Raw genomic sequence first — 19,849 nt, 5'->3', positions numbered from 1 at the left:
GCCAATCCCGGCAGTTGATGCACATCGTACGCAGTACGCCACGTGTCGACCGCCAAAAATTGCACCGCGCACGATTTGAGGGGACCCAAAAAAACGTGTACGCAACACCCCTGCGCGAGTCTAGTTTGCACCGTAGTTGCAATCGGATAACGCACTTGGATGTCGAATAGAATTGTTTGGATTATCAGGATAAAAGTCTGGCAAGCTCGTTGATAAGCTTGCCGGTTGATGCTGTAGAACCCGATTGCCGATTTGCCAACCTTTAGAATAATACTTCGTTTGGCTCAACAACCTGGCTTACCGTCCGCAGCCATCGTGACCGCCGTTTGCGGAACGACATGTGCGGATACGGAGCTACCCGGCTTTCCGGTTGACAACATCCGCGCCCCCTTGTGCATGAGCGCTGTCAGGCAGCGCTCCCCACAGTAAGGCAATTCCCTCCCCCAATCACTTCGTTCCCGCGTACATCCCTGTACTTGTGACGCTTTTCAATTAGAAAGAGCGGCACTGAAGATGGCCTTCGGGCCTCGGAGTGAAAACATGAAACGTATGTTGTTCAATGCTACGCAGCAAGAAGAATTGCGCGTAGCCATCGTCGACGGTCAGAAACTGATCGATATCGACATCGAAGCGACCGGACGCGAACAGCGCAAGTCGAATATCTACAAAGGCGTGATTACCCGCATCGAGCCATCGCTCGAAGCCTGCTTCGTCAACTACGGCGAAGAACGTCACGGCTTCCTGCCATTCAAGGAAGTTGCCCGCACCTACTTCAAGGAAGGCATCGATGTCCGCAATGCTTCCATCAAGGAAGCGCTGCGCGAAGGCCAGGAAATCATCGTCCAGGTGGAAAAGGAAGAGCGCGGCAACAAGGGCGCGGCACTGACCTCCTTCATTTCGCTGGCCGGCCGTTATCTGGTCCTGATGCCAAACAATCCGCGCGGCGGCGGCGTATCGCGCCGGGTCGAAGGCGAAGATCGCCAGGAACTGCGCGAAACCATGGACAAACTCGACTTGCCGGGCGGCATGTCGGTGATTGCCCGCACTGCCGGCATCGGTCGCAATGTCGATGAACTGCAGTGGGATCTGAATTACCTCATGCAACTCTGGCGCGCCATCGAAGGCGCCGGCCAGTCCGGTTCCGGCGCGTTCCTGATTTATCAGGAATCGTCACTGGTGATCCGCGCCATCCGCGATTACTTCCAGCCTGACATCGGCGAAATCCTGATCGACACCGACGACATCCACGAGCAAGCCCAGCAGTTCATGGCGCACGTGATGCCGGACATGGTGCACCGGGTCAAGCGCTACCACGACGACGTGCCGCTGTTCTCGCGTTTCCAGATCGAACACCAGATCGAAACCGCCTACTCGCGTACCGTACCGCTGCCATCCGGCGGCGCCATCGTGATCGATCACACCGAAGCACTGGTTTCGGTCGACGTCAACTCGGCCCGCGCCACCCGCGGCAGTGACATCGAAACCACCGCGTTCTACACCAATCTCGAAGCTGCCGATGAAGTAGCCCGCCAATTGCGTCTGCGCGATCTGGGCGGTCTGATCGTGATCGACTTCATCGACATGGAGAACACCAAGAATCAGCGCGAAGTCGAATCGCGTCTGAAGGATGCACTGCATCATGATCGTGCCCGTGTACAAATGGGCAAAATTTCGCGCTTCGGCCTGATGGAGCTGTCGCGTCAGCGTCTGCGTCCGTCGCTGTCCGAAGGCAGCCACGTGACCTGCCCGCGCTGCAACGGCACCGGTCACATCCGCGATACGGAATCGTCGGCATTGCAAGTCCTGCGCATCATCCAGGAAGAAGCAATGAAAGAAAACTCGGCCGCCATTCACGTGCAGGCGCCGGTGGATGTCGCCGCCTTCCTGCTCAATGAAAAGCGCGGTGAAATCCTGAAGATCGAAACGCGTCATCGCGTCACGATCATCATGATCCCGAACAAGCATCTGGAAACCCCGCATTACAAGATGGAACGGATCAAGCACGACGATCCGCGCCTCGACGATGCCCAGGCCAGCTACGCCATGGCCGAAACGGCAGAAACCGATATCGGTTACAGCAAGCGTCAGAAAGAAGACGTCAAGCCGCGTCAGGAAGCCGTGGTCAAGGGCATCACCCCTGATCAGCCTGCCCCGATCGTGGAACGCAAAGCACCGGAACCACTGCCGACCCTGGCACCTGAAGCCGGCCTGCTGGGCAAGATCTGGAGTTTCTTCCGCAAGAAAACCGTGGAACCGGCTCCGGCCGTCGCCCCGGTGGAAGCCAAGTCGCCGCAGAAACGCGAGCACGGTGACCGCAATGGTCGCGGCCCGCGCAACCGTAACGGTCGCAATGGCCGCAACGGCGAACGTGATGACACACCGCGTCAGGCCCGTGACGAGTCCGGCAAGCCGGAAGCCACCGAAGGCAAGCCGGCACGCCCGCCGCGTCCGCCACGCGAACCGAAGGAAGCGCGCGAACCACGTGAACCACGTGACAACAATCGCGAACCACGCGAGCCACGCGAAAGCCGTGAACCGCGCGAAAGCAACGAAGCCCGCGAAGCACGTCGCAACGAGCCGCGCGAGCCACGTCCGCCACGCGCCCCGCGTGAAGAGCGCAAGGAAAACCTCAAGCCGGAAGAAGCATTGCCACTGGAAGCAGCACTGGCAGCCGGTGTCATCAGCGCACCAGCGGCTGACGGTGAAGTCGCGCAAGTCAGCGGCAACCCGGTTGAAGCCGGCAACGAAGATGGCAGCGAACCACGCCGCCGTCGCCGTCGCGGTGGTCGCAACCGCAACCGTCGTGAACGCGAACCAGGTGAAAACGGTGCCAACGGTGAAGATGGCGAAGGCCTGGAACAGGCAGACAACGCCTCGACAGAAGCAGTCGCCGCCGACGCCGTGGAATCGACTCAGCCAGCAGCACCAGCAGTTGTCGCCCCGGCCGCAACGGAATCAGTTGCCAGCGTGACAACCGCAACCGTTGCCGAAACACCGGCCGCTGAAGTTACACCAGTCGTTGCTGAGGCTGTTGCTCCGGTTATTGCTGCCGAGGTGACACCTGAAGTTGCTCCTGCTCCCGCAGTTGCTCCTGCCCCGGTGGCAGAAGTCGTGGCAGCACCGGCAGCGGAAGTGGAAGCAAGTGCACCGGCAGTGACAGAAACCGCAGCGCCGGCAGTCGACGTTGCTCCGGCACCAGCAGCGCAACCACAACAGATCAGTCTGTTGCCGGAAGCTGCGCCGACCCCAGTGCCAGCGCCGGCCCCTGTCGCGACACCGGTTGCTACCGCACCGGCCGCCAAGACTTCGGCAGCGTTGCAAGACATGCTGGCCTCAGCCGGACTGACACTGGCCGGCACCGATCCTGAAAAGCTGCGTGCAGCCCAGGAAGCCGCCGCCCAGATCGTCGTTGCGCCACGCGTACCGCGTGAACGCAAACCGGCTCAGCAACAGTCGAACGAACCGCTGCAGCAAGTCGAAACGCGTCGTTGACCGACGGACCTCATGCGATGCCGCGCAAGCGGCTGTCGCATGAACCAGCAAAAAAGGGAGTGAAAACTCCCTTTTTTGTTGTCCGCATTTTTGTCCCGACATTTGTCTGTAATACTGTCATCAGCAGCTACCTGTATTGCGCCACCAGCGGCGCAATCCCCTAAGATAGCCAGGAGGATGCTCCCAAGCGTCCCGTTTCCCGTCATTTCTCGTCCAGCCATATCGCCATGACACCTGTGCCCCTGCATCAACGCCCTGCCGCTGTCTCGCTTGCCGAGGCCAGCCGCTATTGGTGCAAGCTCGGCTTCATCAGTTTTGGCGGCCCGGCGGGCCAGATTGCCCTGATGCATACGGAACTGGTGGAAAAGCGACGCTGGATTTCCGAGCAGCGCTTTCTGCATGCGCTCAACTATTGCATGGTGTTGCCGGGTCCGGAAGCCACCCAATTGGCGGTATACATCGGCTGGCTCATGCACCGCGGCATTGGCGGCGTCATCGCTGGCACCCTGTTCGTACTGCCGTCATTATTGATTCTGATCGCGCTGAGCTGGATTTATCTGGCCTTCGGCAGCGTACCGGCAGTGGCCGGCATCTTGTATGGCATCAAGCCGGCGATTGTCGCCATCGTGCTCGGTGCCGCCTGGCGCATCGGTCAGCGCGCCCTGAAAAGCACCGCCTTGATATTGATTGCGGCCGCTGCCCTGCTGGCCATTACCGTGGCCGGCGTGCCATTCCCGCTGATCGTCTTGAGTGCGGCTGCGATCGGCATCCTCGGCGCACGCTGGCGACCGGCGCAATTTTCCGCTTCCGCAGCACAGCATGCAGCCACCAGTGCCGCCAATGGTCTGGCCTTGATCGACGACGATACGCCGACGCCCGGGCACGCCCGTTTTTCATGGTCGCGGCTGGTGCGTACCGCCATCACCGGTATCGCGCTCGGGGCGCTGGTATGGGCCGCGCTGGCGGCAGTGTTCGGCAGCCACAGTCCGCTGGCGCAAATGGGCTGGTTCTTTACCAAGGCCGCCATGCTCACCTTCGGCGGCGCCTATGCGGTGCTGCCGTATGTCTATCAGGGTGCGGTCGAGACCTATCACTGGTTGCTGCCGACCCAAATGATCGATGGTCTGGCGCTCGGCGAAACCACGCCCGGACCGCTGATCATGATCGTCGCATTTGTCGGCTTTGTCGGCGGCTGGACCACGGAATTGTTCGGCACCGGGCAATTGCTGCTGGCCGGTGTCGCCGGCGCTTGTGTCGCCACCTGGTTTACCTTCCTGCCCTCGTTCATTTTCATCTTCGCCGGCGGCCCGCTGATCGAAGCCACCCGCAACGATGTGCGGCTGACCGCACCGCTGAATGCGATCACGGCGGCGGTGGTCGGCGTCATCATCAGCCTGGCATTGTTTTTTGCTTACCACGTGTTCCGGCTCGATCTGTCACCGGCGCGCTGGGACCGGGTCGCCATTGCCATTACCGCGCTGGCCTGCATCGCCGTATTTCGTTTCCGTACGGGAACGATAAAACTGATTCTCGGCTGTGCATTATGCGGCCTCGTGCTATCTTATCTGTCACCATGAACACGCGCATCATCTCCATTCTCGACCAACGCCAGGTCGTCGGGGCGACAGTCCCTGCCTTACTCGAAACGCCGACCGGCATGCTTGCCGACAGTCTGGCGCGGCCTTTGCATGACCTGCGCATTTCCGTCACTGACCGCTGCAACTTCCGCTGCGTCTATTGCATGCCGAAGGAAGTATTCGACAAGAATTACAGTTTCCTGCCGCACGCCTCGCTGCTGAGCTTCGAAGAAATTGCGCGGCTGGCATCCCTGTTCGTAGCGCATGGCGTCGAAAAAATCCGTCTGACCGGCGGCGAGCCGCTGTTGCGCAAACATCTGGAGCGGCTGATTGCCATGCTGCGCGAACTGCGCACGCCGGACGGCCGCGAACTGGATCTGACACTGACCACCAATGGCGCCTTGCTGGCGCAAAAGGCGCAGGCGCTCAAGGATGCCGGCCTCAATCGCGTCACCGTGTCGCTGGATGCGCTCGACGATGCCAACTTCAAGCGCATGAACGATGTCGACTTCGCGGTCGCACAGGTATTGCGCGGCATCGAAGCCGCACATCAGGTCGGACTCGGTCCGATCAAGATCAACATGGTGGTCAAGAAAGGGCTCAACGATCACGAAGTCCTGAGCATGGCGCGGCACTTCAAGGACACGCCTTACATCTTGCGCTTCATCGAATACATGGATGTCGGCAGCTCCAACGGCTGGCGCATGGATGAAGTGGTGCCATCGGCAGAAGTGATCCGGCGCATCAATGCCGTCTTGCCGCTGCAACCGGTGGATGCCAACTATGCCGGCGAAACCGCGCAGCGCTGGCGCTATGTTGATGGCAGCGGCGAGATCGGCGTCATTTCCAGCGTCACGCGCGCCTTTTGCGGCGATTGCAGTCGCGCCCGGCTGTCCACCGAAGGCAAGATTTACACCTGCCTGTTCGGCACCGACGGTCATGATTTGCGCGCGCTGTTGCGCGATGCCCGCAGCGATGCCGAGATTTCGTCCGCGATTGCGCTGCTGTGGCGCCAGCGCGGTGACCGCTACTCTGAACTGCGCAGCGCCGCAAAACCGACCAGCAGCACGCAACGCAAGGTCGAAATGTCGTATATCGGCGGCTGATGGCAAACCCGGTACCCGCCCTCCAGCAGATTACCGGCCTGATCCTCGCCGGCGGTCGCGGCACGCGCATGGGTGCGGTCGACAAAGGTTTGCAACAGTTACATGGCGAACCGCTGGTAGCGCATGCGATACGCCGGCTGCAGGCACAGGTCGGGTCACTGGCCATCAGCGCCAACCGCAATCCGGAACAATACGCGCGCTTCGGCCTGCCGTTGTGGACCGATCTGGAACCGGATTTCCCGGGGCCGCTGGCCGGATTGCAAGCGGCGCTGACGCACTGCCAGACACCATGGTTGTTGGCCGTGCCATGCGACTCGCCATTCTTGCCGCTGGATCTGGCCGACCGTCTGCGTGCGGGACTGACGCCGGCGACACCGCATGCCGCCATCGCCGTCAGCGGCGATCCGGCACAGCCGCGCCGGCATCCGGTGTTTTGTTTGCTGCACACCAGCCTGCTGCCGCAACTGACGCACTATCTGCAGGCCGGCGAACGTAAAATGGATCGCTGGTTTGCCAATGTACCGGCGGCAGAAGTCTGTTTCCCAGACGAACAGGCGTTTTGCAATATCAATACCCTGCAAGAGTTGCATCAACTGGAATCCGATACGCAATGACCCGCACCAACCTGTCCGACATCATCAGTTGCCTGTCCGGATACGATCCGGACGCCATGAGCGTGACCCAGGCCAGACAAGTCATCAACGACTTCGTGCCGCCGCTTGCCACGTTCGAAAAACTGGCGATCCGCAGTGCCCTCGACCGCGTGCTGGCGCAGGATATCGTGTCCGGCATCAACGTCCCGGCCAACGACAACTCGGCCATGGATGGCTATGCCTTGCGCGGCGACGACTTGCCCGCCAGCGGCGAACGCACGCTGCCGGTGGTCGCCACCATTCACGCCGGCCAGCACTATGCACACAACGTCAGCGCCGGCACCTGTGTGCGCATCATGACCGGTGCCGTGATGCCGGACGGTTGCGATACCGTGATCCCGCAGGAATTGACGCACGCTGCCACCGACGGCGCTGTCACGATTCCCGCCGGTGCCGTCAAGACCGGCGACAACCGGCGTCGTGCCGGCGAAGATTTGCGCACCGGCCAGACCGCCCTGCGGCGCGGCAAGATTCTGCGCCCTGCCGATATCGGCATGCTGGCTTCGCTCGGCGTGGCGGAAGTCGCGGTGCAACGGCGCCTGCGCGTGGCCTTCTTTTCCACCGGCGATGAATTGCGCTCGGTCGGCGAAGTGCTGACACCCGGCTGCGTCTATGACTCCAACCGCTATACCTTGTACGGCATGCTCAAGCGGCTCGGCTGCGAAATGCTCGACATGGGCGTCATCAATGACGATCCGGCGGCACTCGAAGCCGCATTCCGCCGTGCGGCCGAAGATGCCGATGCCGTGATCACGTCGGGCGGCGTGTCGGTCGGGGCTGCCGATTACACCAAACAGATCATGCAGCAACTGGGTGATATGTCGTTCTGGAAAATCGGCATGCGTCCGGGCCGGCCGATGGCATTCGGGCGCATCGCCTCGGGCGACAAGGAAGCCTATCTGTTTGGCTTGCCCGGCAATCCGGTGGCGGTCATGATCAGCTTTTACTTCATCGTGCGCGACGCCTTGCTGCACATGATGGGGGCCGAACAGGCGCCGTTGCCGCGGCTGCAGGTGGTCTCGCGCTCGGCGATTCGCAAGCGCCCGGGCCGTACCGAATATCAGCGCGGTATCCTCAGCGCTGACGACGACGGCATCTGGCGTGTGCGCCTGACCGGCGAACAAGGCTCGGGTATCTTGCGGTCGATGTCGGATGCCAATTGCATTGTCGTGCTCAACGATGACCAAGGTAATGTCGCCAGCGGCGATCTGGTACAGGTCGTGTTGTTCGACGGTCTGGTCTGAGCCGGTCATGACGACCAGCGCGCTCAACGAGAGTTTTCAGGCGCTGCATGCGCGCTCGCGCGCGACACTGACAACCCCGTGGCCGCTGCGCAGGCAACGGCTGCAAGCCTTGCGCAGCATGCTGCTGGCGCAGCGCCATGCGATTGCCGCTGCCATCGGGCAGGATTTCGGTCAGCGTTCAGTGCATGAAACCGAGCTGCTGGAAATCGTTCCTTGCCTGCAAGCCATCGACCATGCGCTGGCGCACGGCCAGCGCTGGATGCAACCGCAGCGGCGCGCCACCTCTTTCTGGTATCAACCGGCCCGCAATCAATTGCTGCCGCAGCCCCTGGGCGTGATCGGCATCGTGGTGCCGTGGAATTACCCCTTGCTGCTCAGCATCGCGCCGTTGGTCTGCGCGCTCGCCGCCGGCAATCTGGCCATGCTCAAGCTGTCGGAGGATTCACCGGCATTCGGCGCGTTGCTGGCGCAATGGATGCACAGCACGCTGGCCCCCGATGAAGTGACCGTGATCAATGGCGACGCCGAGGTCGCCCGTGCCTTTTGCGCTTTGCCGTTCGATCACTTGCTGTTCACCGGTTCCACCGCCACCGGCCGCGCCGTCATGCGCGCCGCCAGCGACAATCTGGTGCCGGTGACGCTGGAACTCGGCGGCAAGTCACCCGCCATCATCGGCCCCGGCGCCGATGTCGAATCAGCGGTAACGCGCATCATGAGCGGCAAATTGCTCAATGCCGGCCAAACCTGCATCGCCCCCGATTACGTCTTGCTGCCGCGCGGGCAGGAAGCGCAATTCATCACGGCGGCACGCAAGTTCGTGGCGCAGTGCTATCCGGCGCTCAACCACGCAACACGACAGAACAACAGCGACTACACGAGCATCATCAACCCGCGTCACTTTGCGCGCTTGCAAGCCTTGCTGGACGATGCACTGGCGCAAGGTGCCAGCGTCACGCCGCTGGCCACGCAGGCCGCCGATGCCGGCAGCCGTTGCCTGCCACCGCTGATACTGACCTCGATACCGGCCACGGCACGCATCATGCAAGAAGAAATTTTCGGACCGCTGTTGCCGTTGATCAGCTATGACCGCCTCGATGAAGCGATTGCCATGATCAATGCGCGGCCGCGACCGTTGGCGCTGTATGTATTCGAACGCGATCAGGAACGCATCGATCAGGTGTTGCAGCATACCGTGGCCGGCGGCGTCAGCATCAACGACACGTTGCTGCACATTGCGCAAAATGATTTGCCGTTCGGCGGCATCGGTGCTTCCGGCATGGGTGCTTATCACGGTGAATTCGGTTTCCGCAGCTTGTCGCATATGAAACCGGTATTTCGCCAGCGCCGGCTCAATCCGATGCGCTGGTTTTTGCCACCTTACGGCCGCGTGTTCAAGGCCTTGATGAAGCTGCTGATACGCTAAACCGTATCTGCTTCATCGCTGATATCCGGCACATCGGCACCGAGCAATTTCTGCGCCGCCTCGCTCGGCAAGGCTTCCACCGACTTCAATTTGCGCGCCATTTGCCGGCTGCGGGTTTCGGCCTGTTCGATATTCTTGGCGGCGCGCTCCAACGTATTTTTGGTCGCCGCCAACACATCGCCGAACTTGCCGAACTCGGTCTTGACCGCCCCCAGCACCTGCCACACTTCCGACGAGCGCTTTTCCAGCGCCAGCGTGCGGAAACCCATCTGCAAACTGTTGAGCAAGGCCGACAAGGTCGACGGACCAGCAATGCTGATCCGATGCGTGCGTTGCAATTCATCCGACAAGCCGGGACGCCGTATCACCTCGGCATACAAGCCTTCAGTCGGCAAAAACAGGATGGCGAAATCGGTGGTCAGCGGTGGCGACAGATATTTTTCTGCAATGGTTTTGGCTTCATTGCGAATCGCCCGCTCCAATTCCTTGCCGGCGGCAGCAACGCCATCGGCATCGGCGCGTTCGGCAGCTTCGGCCAGACGTTCGTACTGCTCTTTCGGGAACTTGGCATCAATCGGCATCCACACCGGCGTCGCACCGTCTTCAGTGCCTGGCAGCTTGATCGCGAACTCGACCCGTTCACCGCTGCCGGGGACGGTTTCCACATTCTTGGCGTATTGCTCGGGCGTCAGCATTTGCTCCAGCAACATTTCCAGCTGCACCTCACCCCAGGTGCCACGGGTTTTGACATTGGTCAGCACCCGCTTGAGATCACCGACGCCTATTGCCAGTTGCTGCATTTCGCCGAGGCCTTGATGCACTTTTTCCAGCCGGTCCGATACCAGCTTGAAAGATTCGCCGAGACGCTGCTCCAGCGTCGCATGCAACTTTTCATCGACGGTCTTGCGCATCTCTTCCAGTCGCGCCCCGTTATCGGTTTGCAAATCCTTGATGCGCGCCTCCAGCGTGGTGCGTACTTCGGCCATGCGCTGCGCATTGGATTCGGTCAGCGCTGCCAGCGTCTGATTGAGCGTATCGCCGAAACGCTGGAGCGATGCCCCCTGTTCTTCACGATTGCTCTGCGCCTGCAAATTCATCGCTTGCCGCATGCCGTCCAACTGCTGGGCATTGGTCGCATTGAGCTTGACCAGTTGTTGGGCAAAGCTGTCGATCTGATTGTTCTGCAAGGTGGCCACACTGGTCATCTGCGCCGCCAGCGTTTGTTGCAACTGGCCGAAGTTGCTGCTGATTTCTTGCCGCGCACCTTGTGCATTGCTTTGCATCTGCAAGCGCAATTCGCGTTCGCTGCGCTCCGACAAATCCTGCTGATGGCGCTGCAACTCCTGTTTCAGCCCGGCCAGCGGCGTATCGATGTCGAATTCCGGTACCGCTGCATGCGCACCGCGCAGCAAGATCACGATTTGCAATACCACCACCAGCGCCAGCATGCCGGCCACTATCCATTGCATCAGGGTTATTTCCATTGACTTGTTTCCATGCATTTATGCTGTTTGTCTGATCTGTTTCCGCACCGGCCCGACCCTGCCTGCTGACCACCATGCAAGCTCAGCGGCATCGCCTGCCTCAGCCACTGCCCATGCGGATAACGCCGATCCCGGAAATACAGAGGCCCGGCCGTGACTGGCCGGGCACAGGCCGCTGCCACAGGCCGCTGCATTACCCGCGCCACTATAACCCCATCGCAGCCAGTCCTGCAGCGAGCGCCCGGAGGATATTGTTTTTGGTTGTTTTTGTAAAGACGCCGCCGCTTCCATGCCCGCTGAATCTGCAATTCCGCTCATCGGGAGAACGCCTTGAGAGGATATGCATATCGCCCGCATCCGGTTTCCTTCTGTTCATGAATGCACTCCGTTTTCGACCATATCCAGTTCCGCCCCGATCCATTGCATTGCAGCAAATAACCGCGGGCGGACATCGCAACGGCGATCAGCCAGGTCAACTGGCAACGGCCAGCGATGAAGACAATGCGCGCCCGTGATCATGACTGCTTTTGCTCAAGGTATCGAACACGATCTTGGCAATCGTACCGACCTGTTCATCGCGCAGATACAGAAAGAAATTCACATCCGGCAAGCGCGGAAAACCTTCCGATTCTCCCAGTACGCGAAATTCCGGACTGATCATTTCAATACTGCGCGCCGTGATGCCCAGACCGGCCCGCAACGCCGCCTTGATCCCGACCAGCGACGGCGCCACATAGCTGATGTGATAGGCAATCCCGGCTTCCTTGAGCGACTGCAATGCAATTTCGCGAAACAGACTGGGTTCATCCGCCACCACCAGCTTGATCGGGTTGGCCGGATTGTGGACATAGTCTGTTGCACATAACCAGACCGTCGGCGATGTACGCAAAATAAATCCCGGATGGGCATCACTCTTGCGCGTCGACAAGGTCAGATCTATCTCGCCGCGGCGCAATGCCTGCATCAAAAAGGGGCTGCGGCCGACATGGATTTCCATGCGCAAATGCGGATAGATTTTTGCAAACCGCGCCAGCAGCGAAGGCAACACTGTTTCCGCAATGTCATTGGGCGCACCGATGCGCAGCGAGCCCTTGACGTCATCCATATCCAGCATGCCCAGCGCCTCATCATTGAGCGCCAGAATCCGGATTGCATACTCCAGCAACTTGCTGCCCTGCGCCGTCAACTGCTTGCTGCGCCCGGTTTTCTGGAACACGGCAAAGCCCAGTTGCGCCTCCAGACGCTGCATTTGCTGGGTCACCGCCGACTGCGTCCGATGCACCTGATCAGCGGCGGCGGCAAACGATGAAAATTCGGAAATTGCTACAAATGTACGCAATAACTCCATGTCCAGATTTCGCATCCAAGCCTTTCATTCCTGTTGAAAACAAATTAGCCGCACTGCACAAAATGGTGCGTTAAATTGCATGAATCGCTATAAAAACCGCATTTTGCACCACTATAGTGACATTAAAACATAAACGTTTCTTATATTTTAACGCGCAGAATTAAATTGTTCATGCCGTCATTCTTGGATAGTCTGAAGCCCTGGATTGCAGAAAGAACGCCTGGCAATATTCGGGAAATATCGATTCGTTGAATTTGTTTTTTGCGTAAATTTTATACAGGGACACCACCATGAAGAAGTCTGCATTAATTAGCCACGCCGCATGCGCGCTGTTGTTGAGCACCGTCGGCGTCATGGCGCACGCCGATCAGCTGGCCGACATCAAGGCCCGCGGCAGTCTCAATTGCGGCACCCAGAATGCCAGCGAACCGTATGCCTTCCCGGATGCCAACACCCGCCAGATCGTCGGCTTCGATGTCGATATCTGCAATGCACTGGCCAAAGGCCTGGGCGTCAAACTGCAGCACAAGCCAGTCTCTACCGATGCCCGCATTCCCGAACTGAAGACCCGCCGCGTCGACGTCCTCGCCGCTGCCATGGCATACATGCCGGCACGCGCCAGTCAGGTCGACTTCAGTTACCAGTATTTCGTGGCGCCGATCAAGGTGCTGGTGCGCGACAGTTCGCCAATCAAAACCGTCGCCGATCTGACCGGCAAGAAAATCTCTGCCAGCGAAGGCTCCAGCTCCGCTGCGGTCGGCGCCACCAAGCTGCCCAACTCGCGCATGCTGACGTTCCATGACATTTCATCCGGCTTCCTGGCGCTGCAACAAGGCAAGGTCGATGGCCTGGTGGCCGGCCAGTTGATCCTGACCCGTTTCATGCGTGAGGCCGAACAAAAAGGCGGCGAACAATACCGGCTCTTGCCGTCGTCGATTTTCGAAGAACGGGTCGGCGTCACTATCAACAAAAACGAACCGGCACTGATGGCCGCGATCAACCAGATCCTGCAAGCCTATGAAAAATCGGGCGAGCTGCAAGTCAGCTTTGATAAATGGCTCGGCACCAATTCCAGCTACAAGATGACGCGCGACTACAAGGTTGAAGCCATCAATCCAGGCTAAACACGAGGCGACCGGCTGGCAGCTGCGGATCCCGTTGCGGGATCAGCCGGTTCCTCGCCGCGACTGACACGACCACTATTCTGGCAATGATTGCAGCAACATTTTGCAGGAAATTCTGACCATGTTTGATTTATCCTTCCTGGCCGAAGACGGTTACCTCGGCCTGCTCCGGGATGGCGTACTCACGACGCTGCAGTTGTTTGCCGTGTCGGCGCTGCTGGCGCTGGCGACCGGCGTGATCCTGGTCATCATGCGCGCGTCCGGCATCCGCGCGCTCAAACTGCTGGTGGCCGGCTTTGTCGAGTATCACCGCAATGTCCCGATTCTGGTCCAGATCCTGATCTGGTACTTCGGGGTGCCACAAGCCTTGCCGGAACCATTGCGCATCATGGTCAACAGCGGCAATACCGAATTCATCTTCGCGGTGATTGCACTGGCGATGAATTCCGCCGCCTTCATTTCCGAAGATCTGCGTTCCGGGCTGCGCGCCATACCCCGCACGCAGGAAGAAGCGGCTTGCTCGATCGGTCTCAATTTCCTGCAGCGCTATCGCTACGTGATCTTGCCGCAAGCCATCCGCATTGCCATTCCCTCGCTGCTCAACCAGACCCTGATCCTGTTCAAGAACAGCAGTCTGGCCATGGCCATCGGCGTGCATGAACTGTTGTTTCGTACCAAGCAGATCGACAACGCCACCTTCCGCACCTTCGACATCTTCCTGGTGGCCACGGTGCTGTATCTGATCGGCACGATTTCCCTGATGCTGATGGCTGATCATTTCAGCAAGCACAACACCAGGAAAGCTTGAGTCATGCTGGAAATTCTACATAACTATCTGCCGCTGTTCCTGATCGGCGCGTATCCCGACGGCCCGCTGGGCGGCCTGGCAATGACGCTGATTCTGTCGGTGCTGGGACTGGGACTGTCGTTCCCGATTGCGATCCTGATCGGGCTGGCGCTGTTATCTTCATTCGCCTGGCTGCGCTTCGCGGCACAATGGTGGACCCGCGTGATACGCGGCATCCCGTTGCTGCTGATCATTTTCTGGGCTTACTTTTGCGTACCGCTGATCGTCGGTGCCGAGGTTTCCGGCTTCACTACCGTGGTGTGCGCCATCGTGGTCTATGAAAGCGCCTTCCTGGCACAGGTAGTGCGTGCCGGCCTCGAAGGCTTGCCCGGCGGCCAAAACGAAGCAGCCCGCTCGACCGGACTGACCTGGCTGCAAAGCATGCGCTTCGTGCTGTTGCCACAAGCCCTGACCAACATGATTCCTTCCATCGTCAACCAGTTCGTATCGACCATCAAGGCAACCTCGCTGGCCTATGTGATCGGCGTACCGGAATTGACTTACTCAGCCGCGCAGGTCAACACCATGACACTGACCAAACCGCTGGAATGCTATCTGGTGCTCGCAGGCTTTTACTTTGTGCTGTGTTTTTTCATCTCGCGCTTTGCCGGCCTGCTGGAACGCCGCATTGCAAAGACCACGCGCGGCATGGCCTGAGATTTGGTTTTTGAATTCAATCGTTGAATTGACAGTGTCAATCTACAAGGAGCTGTTCATGTTGAAGCTGGAAAAAATCGATAAATGGTATGACGACTATCACGCCCTGAAAGGCGTCGAGGCGGAAATCAACAAAGGTGAAGTGGTCGTGGTCTGCGGCCCTTCCGGCTCGGGCAAGTCGACGCTGATCCGCACCTTGACGCGGCTGGAAGAAATCCAGGGCGGACGGATTCTGTTCGAAGACAAAGACATTTACGCCCGCAATCTCGATGTCAACAAATTGCGCGCCCGCGTCGGCTTCGTCTTCCAGAGTTTCAACCTGTTTCAAAACATGTCGGTGCGCAACAACCTCACGCTGGGTCCGGTCAAGGTACTGGGTCTCAGTCGCGATGAAGCCAATGCCCGCGCCGAAGAACTGCTGAAGAAAGTCGGTCTGGAAAAGAAGATCGATGCCATGCCGGCAAATCTCTCCGGCGGCCAGCAACAGCGTGTCGCGATTGCGCGGGCGCTGGCAATGCAACCGGCATTGATGCTGTTTGACGAACCAACCAGTGCGCTCGATCCGGAAATGGTATCGGAGGTATTGCAAGTCATGCAATCGCTGGCGCGCGATGGCATGACCATGATCATCGTGTCGCATGAAATGGGTTTCGCGCGCGAAGTGTCGAGCCGGGTCTGGTTCATGGACAACGGCGAACTGCTGGAAGACGCACCGCCGGACCAATTCTTCAGCAATCCGGCGCATCCGCGCGCACGCAAATTCCTGCAGGATGTGGTGCGCCCGCATGACTGCACCATGTCGCCGCTGGCGGCCTGACCGGCAACCACGCAACAGCACAGCAAAAACAGGATACCCACCGTCGCACCATCACCTTTCTGACAAATCGAGAGACAAACAAATGAACACACCACAAAACATCACCGTCGACGCCGCCATCGCGCAAATCAAACAAACCATTGCCGACGAAGGCACTACCCGCGCTTCGCTGGCCAAAGTGCTGAATACGGTTGAAGCGCTCGCCGCGCAAACGCATCTGTGGTCGGCCGACAAGTTCGCCGCACCGGCCGATGGCGAATTGCAGGCCCGCTACATGATTTACGAAGATCCGGATCATTCCTACGCCCTGTACCTGAACGTGATGCTGCCGGGTAAACGCATCGTGCCGCATGACCACACTACCTGGGCCTGTATCGCGGCGGTCGAAGGGATTGAGCACAACTACGTCTACCGCCGCACGGATGACGGCAAGGTGCCGGGCGTGGGCACGCTGGAACTGGACCAGACCGTGGTCGTCAGCCCGGGACAAGGAATCGCCTTGATGCCTGACGATATCCACGCGGTCAAGATCATGGGTGACATCGCCATTCGCCATTTGCACATGTATGGCCGCGCTCTGGAAACACTGACCGAGCGGATCGCCTTCGATCTCGATACCGGCCGCTATCAAACCATGGCCATCGGCGTGCAGACACGCCGCTGAGCCGCGCGCCTTTACCGTGCAGCACTCCGCATCACTAACTCATTTTCCAAGCTATATCATGCATAAACTTGTCGATCCCAATACGCTCAAAAACTGGTTGCATGACGGCGCCGAAATCGCCCTGTTTGATGTGCGCGAACAAGGCCAATATGGCGAAGCCCATTTGTTCTATGGTATCCCCGTGGCCTATAGCCGGCTGGAACTGGATGCCCCGCGCCTGGCACCGCGCACCTCGGTGCGGCTGGTCGTGTATGACGACGATCAGACCGTCGCGCTGCAGGCTGCAACACGTCTGATCGCCATCGGCTACAGCGAGGTCCATGTACTGGCCGGCGGCACCCGCGCCTGGCAAGCTGCCGGCTATCCGCTGTTCGCCGGCGTACATGTGCCGTCCAAGACCTTCGGCGAACTGGTCGAACATGCACGGCATACGCCTTCGGTCAGCGCACCGATGCTGTTCGACATGCTGCGTCGCGGTGAAAATGTGCTGGTGCTGGATGGCCGCCCGTTTTCCGAATATCAGAAGATGACCATTCCGGGCTCGATCTGCTGTCCCAACGGCGAACTCAGCTATCGCGTGCACGATATGGTCGACCGCCCTGACACCACCATCGTGGTCAATTGCGCCGGCCGCACACGCAGCATCATCGGCGCCCAGACGCTGATCAATCTGGGCTTGCCCAATCCGGTGCTGGCATTGGAAAACGGGACGCAGGGCTGGTATCTGGAAGACTTTGAACTGGAACACGGCAGCCGGCGCCGCTACCCGGAGCACGTGTCAGAGGCGGCAAAAGAGCGCGCCCGCAGCGCCAGCGCCAGCGTCGCCGATCAGTACCGGGTGACCACGGCAAGTGCTGACGAAGTGACGGCCTGGATTGCCGACGGCAGCAGTTCGGTATTTCTGTGCGACGTCCGCACGCCCGACGAATTTGCCGCAGGCAGCCTGCCCCACGCCCAACTGGCACCCGGCGGCCAACTGATCCAGTCAACCGATCTGTATATCGGCGTACGCCATGCGCGCATCGTGGTATTCGATGACGACGGCATCCGCGCACCGGTAGTGGCGAGCTGGCTCAAACAATTGGGACATAACGCGGTCGTGTTGAAAGACGGTTTGCGCAGCGGCTTGTCGATGCCGGCGACGCCCACCATGACACCGCCGGCACCTGCCGCCATCAGCGTCGCGCAACTGGCGGCAGGACTGCAGACATCGGCCATGCGCGTGATGGATGTGCGCCCCAGCATGTCTTATCGCAAGGCCCACATCGCCGGCGCCACCTGGGGCATCCGCTCGCGCTTGCCGGCGCTGGCAACCTTTGCCGGTCCCTGTGAAACGGTGGTGCTGGTCAGCGACGAAGACGGCGTCGCCGCACTGGTGGCAGCAGAATGGCGCGCCGCAGACAGTGCGCCGCACGTCAAACTGCTGCAACTGGAAGGCGGCATGGCGGCATGGACGGCGGCGCAACTGCCCATCGAAAGCAGCCCGACACAACCTGCCGATGCCGATTGCATTGACTACCTGTTCTTCGTACATGACCGGCATGACGGCAACAAAGCCGCTGCACGCCAATACCTGCAATGGGAAACAGGTCTTCTGGCCCAGCTCGATCAGCGCGAACTGGCTGCCTTCAAGCTGGATTGAAAGGCTGCGGCGGCTGCCATGCCAGAGCAGCCGCCACCTGTCGCCACCCTACTCCCATTTAGAAAGCAAAACATGTCCAAGCCTTTGCCCGCCACACTTCGACCGCAGACACGCATTCTGAAAGGTGGCAGCGCGCCGGCATATCGCGGCGGCACTGCGGTAAACCCGCCGGTAGTGCGCGCTTCCACGGTCTTGTTCGACAGCGTCGAAGAATTGAACGACATGCGCGCGCGTCGCCACGAGGAGCGCCTGTTTACCTATGGCGCGCGCGGCAACCCGACCGGTTTCGCGTTGGAAGACGTGATCACCGGATTGGAAGGCGGTTACCGGACCAAGCTGTTTCCGACCGGCCTGGCCGCCATCGCCATGGTCTTTACCACCTATCTGAAACCGGGCGATCACGTATTGATTGCTGACTGCGTCTATCAGCCGGTACGCAATTTTGCTGCCACCTTCATGCAACAGTTCGGAATTGAAGTCAGCTTCTTCAATGCCGATGGCAGCGATGTGATGCAGCACGCCCGGCCGCACACCAAAATGCTGTATGTCGAATGCCCCGGCTCGCTGGTCTATGAATTGTGCGACCTGCCGGCGCTGTCGGTGCTGGCACGCGCCAATGACTGGCTGCTGGTGGCCGACAATACCTGGGGTTCAGGCCTGCAATACCGGCCACTGACGCTGGGCGCCGACATCTCCGTCATGGCGGCGACCAAATACCTGAGCGGTCACTCCGACGTGATGATGGGCACCGTCACCACCACCGAGAAAGCATGGCTGCCGCTGGCGCACATGACCGACACCTTCGGCATGAATGTCAGCCCCGACGATGCCTATCTGGTGTTGCGCGGCACCCGCACGCTGGCAGCCCGGCTGGCCATGCATCAGCAGCATGCCTTGCAGATCACGTATTGGCTGCAACAGCGCAGCGAAGTGGCGCGGGTATACAACCCGGCCTTGCCGGATCATCCCGGTCACGCCATCTGGCAACGCGACTGCAAAGGCACCAACGGCCTGGTATCCTTCGAGTTCGCCCGCAATGACGCGGCAATGGCGGCACGCTTCGTCAATCAACTGGCCTTGTTCGGCATCGGGGCATCGTGGGGTGGTTTCGAAAGTCTGGCCACGATTTCCAATCTGCTCACGACCCGCACCGTCACCGATTGGTCGCAAGCCAATCCGATTGTGCGCCTGCATATCGGACTGGAAGATCCGGCAGACCTGATCGCCGATCTGGCGCAGGCGTTTGCGGCGTGTGAGTAAACGCAATTCATGTCGCCCTCCGCCGCCGCACTGACCCGGGCCGGCAATGGCCGGCGTCGGCGGCGATGACCGTTTATTCCTGCTTGTTGCGCATCCAGTCAGCGGTCTGGAAAAACGACTCCATCAGCCGTACCCGCAAGGCTTCATCCAGACCGGTTTCTTCCATGGCCCAGGCCATGCAGCGCAGCCATTGGTCGCGTTCCGAAATGCCGATGGAAAATGGCAGGTGGCGGGCGCGCAGGCGCGGATGGCCGAATTGCTCGATATACAGATTGGGGCCGCCGCTCCAGCCCGACAGAAACCAGTAGGTCTTGTCGCGCGAACCGTCGAGCGTGGCCGGATGCAGGGAACGCAGGCCCGCGAATTCCGGTTCCAGGTCCATCAGGTCATAAAAGCGGTCGACCATTTCACGCAGTTTTTCGGCGCCGCCGATCATGTCGAAGACGGTCGGCTGATTGGGATTTTCGATTTGCATGTTTTGCAGGTAATGAGATTGGTGCAACCATGCCGA

At 59.8% G+C, this 19,849-nt stretch carries 16 protein-coding genes; 13 read left to right on the top strand and 3 right to left on the bottom strand.

What is annotated here, in order from left to right; all coding sequences use genetic code 11:
* The first annotated feature begins 540 nt into the window (after positions 1-540).
* The 6 genes from AKL27_RS00305 to AKL27_RS00280 all read left to right on the top strand — a co-directional run bounded on the left by AKL27_RS00305 (position 541) and on the right by AKL27_RS00280 (position 9,495).
* Positions 541-3,492, top strand: coding sequence for an Rne/Rng family ribonuclease (locus AKL27_RS00305; protein WP_050460584.1), 2,952 nt, complete (start codon positions 541-543; stop codon positions 3,490-3,492).
* 227 nt (positions 3,493-3,719) lie between these two features.
* Positions 3,720-5,069: a chromate efflux transporter gene (chrA, locus tag AKL27_RS00300; protein ID WP_050460583.1), complete on the top strand. Its 1,350-nt coding sequence runs from the start codon at positions 3,720-3,722 to the stop codon at positions 5,067-5,069.
* On the top strand, positions 5,066-6,175 hold the full coding sequence (gene moaA, locus AKL27_RS00295) for a GTP 3',8-cyclase MoaA (protein ID WP_050460582.1): 1,110 nt from the start codon (positions 5,066-5,068) through the stop codon (positions 6,173-6,175). The genes chrA and moaA overlap by 4 nt, the downstream gene beginning before the upstream one ends.
* On the top strand, positions 6,175-6,789 hold the full coding sequence (gene mobA, locus AKL27_RS00290; protein WP_050460581.1) for a molybdenum cofactor guanylyltransferase MobA: 615 nt from the start codon (positions 6,175-6,177) through the stop codon (positions 6,787-6,789). Before moaA ends, mobA begins: the two co-directional genes overlap by 1 nt.
* On the top strand, positions 6,786-8,072 hold the full coding sequence (moeA, locus tag AKL27_RS00285; protein WP_050460580.1) for a molybdopterin molybdotransferase MoeA: 1,287 nt from the start codon (positions 6,786-6,788) through the stop codon (positions 8,070-8,072). The genes mobA and moeA overlap by 4 nt, the downstream gene beginning before the upstream one ends.
* 7 nt (positions 8,073-8,079) lie before the next feature.
* A complete protein-coding gene (locus tag AKL27_RS00280) occupies positions 8,080-9,495 on the top strand; it encodes a coniferyl aldehyde dehydrogenase (protein WP_050460579.1) in 1,416 nt (471 codons plus the stop codon).
* Here the strand turns inward: AKL27_RS00280 and rmuC are convergent.
* Both rmuC and AKL27_RS00270 read right to left on the bottom strand, forming a co-directional pair.
* On the bottom strand, positions 9,492-10,979 hold the full coding sequence (rmuC, locus tag AKL27_RS00275; RefSeq protein ID WP_050460578.1) for a DNA recombination protein RmuC: 1,488 nt from the start codon (positions 10,977-10,979) through the stop codon (positions 9,492-9,494). The two genes, AKL27_RS00280 and rmuC, sit on opposite strands and share 4 nt — an antisense overlap.
* A gap of 472 nt (positions 10,980-11,451) precedes the next feature.
* Positions 11,452-12,327 (bottom strand): LysR substrate-binding domain-containing protein, encoded by an 876-nt coding sequence (locus AKL27_RS00270; protein ID WP_269749164.1) that lies wholly within the window; start codon positions 12,325-12,327, stop codon positions 11,452-11,454.
* Between the two features lie 290 nt (positions 12,328-12,617).
* Here AKL27_RS00270 and AKL27_RS00265 point away from each other — a divergent pair, with 290 nt between their 5' ends.
* The 7 genes from AKL27_RS00265 (at position 12,618) to metC (ending at position 19,338) form a co-directional block, all read left to right on the top strand.
* Entirely contained in the window at positions 12,618-13,451 is an 834-nt protein-coding gene (locus AKL27_RS00265) for a transporter substrate-binding domain-containing protein (protein WP_050460576.1), read from the top strand.
* Positions 13,452-13,572: 121 nt separating this feature from the next.
* Positions 13,573-14,259, top strand: a complete 687-nt coding sequence (locus AKL27_RS00260) for an amino acid ABC transporter permease (RefSeq protein WP_050460798.1) — start codon at positions 13,573-13,575, stop codon at positions 14,257-14,259.
* Positions 14,260-14,262: 3 nt separating this feature from the next.
* The gene (locus AKL27_RS00255; RefSeq protein ID WP_050460575.1) at positions 14,263-14,955 is read left to right on the top strand and encodes an amino acid ABC transporter permease; all 693 of its coding nucleotides are present in this window, start codon (positions 14,263-14,265) and stop codon (positions 14,953-14,955) included.
* A gap of 58 nt (positions 14,956-15,013) precedes the next feature.
* On the top strand, positions 15,014-15,772 hold the full coding sequence (locus tag AKL27_RS00250) for an amino acid ABC transporter ATP-binding protein (RefSeq protein WP_050460796.1): 759 nt from the start codon (positions 15,014-15,016) through the stop codon (positions 15,770-15,772).
* Between the two features lie 82 nt (positions 15,773-15,854).
* Entirely contained in the window at positions 15,855-16,436 is a 582-nt protein-coding gene (locus AKL27_RS00245) for a cysteine dioxygenase family protein (protein ID WP_050460574.1), read from the top strand.
* Positions 16,437-16,494: 58 nt separating this feature from the next.
* Positions 16,495-18,078 (top strand): rhodanese-like domain-containing protein, encoded by a 1,584-nt coding sequence (locus tag AKL27_RS27445; RefSeq protein WP_050460573.1) that lies wholly within the window; start codon positions 16,495-16,497, stop codon positions 18,076-18,078.
* A 72-nt stretch (positions 18,079-18,150) separates the two neighbouring features.
* The gene (gene metC, locus AKL27_RS27440; RefSeq protein ID WP_050460572.1) at positions 18,151-19,338 is read left to right on the top strand and encodes a cystathionine beta-lyase; all 1,188 of its coding nucleotides are present in this window, start codon (positions 18,151-18,153) and stop codon (positions 19,336-19,338) included.
* Positions 19,339-19,411: 73 nt separating this feature from the next.
* Here the strand turns inward: metC and AKL27_RS00230 are convergent, their stop codons facing one another.
* Complete coding sequence (locus AKL27_RS00230; RefSeq protein WP_083438755.1) at positions 19,412-19,813, bottom strand: group II truncated hemoglobin; 402 nt, start codon at positions 19,811-19,813, stop codon at positions 19,412-19,414.
* Positions 19,814-19,849 lie beyond the last annotated feature (36 nt).

It is taken from the genome of Herbaspirillum autotrophicum (genome assembly GCF_001189915.1).
GTDB classification, from domain to species: domain Bacteria; phylum Pseudomonadota; class Gammaproteobacteria; order Burkholderiales; family Burkholderiaceae_D; genus Herbaspirillum; species Herbaspirillum autotrophicum.
The sequence above is the reverse complement of the archived record's forward strand: the minus strand, read 5'-3'. Positions and strand labels throughout refer to the sequence as shown.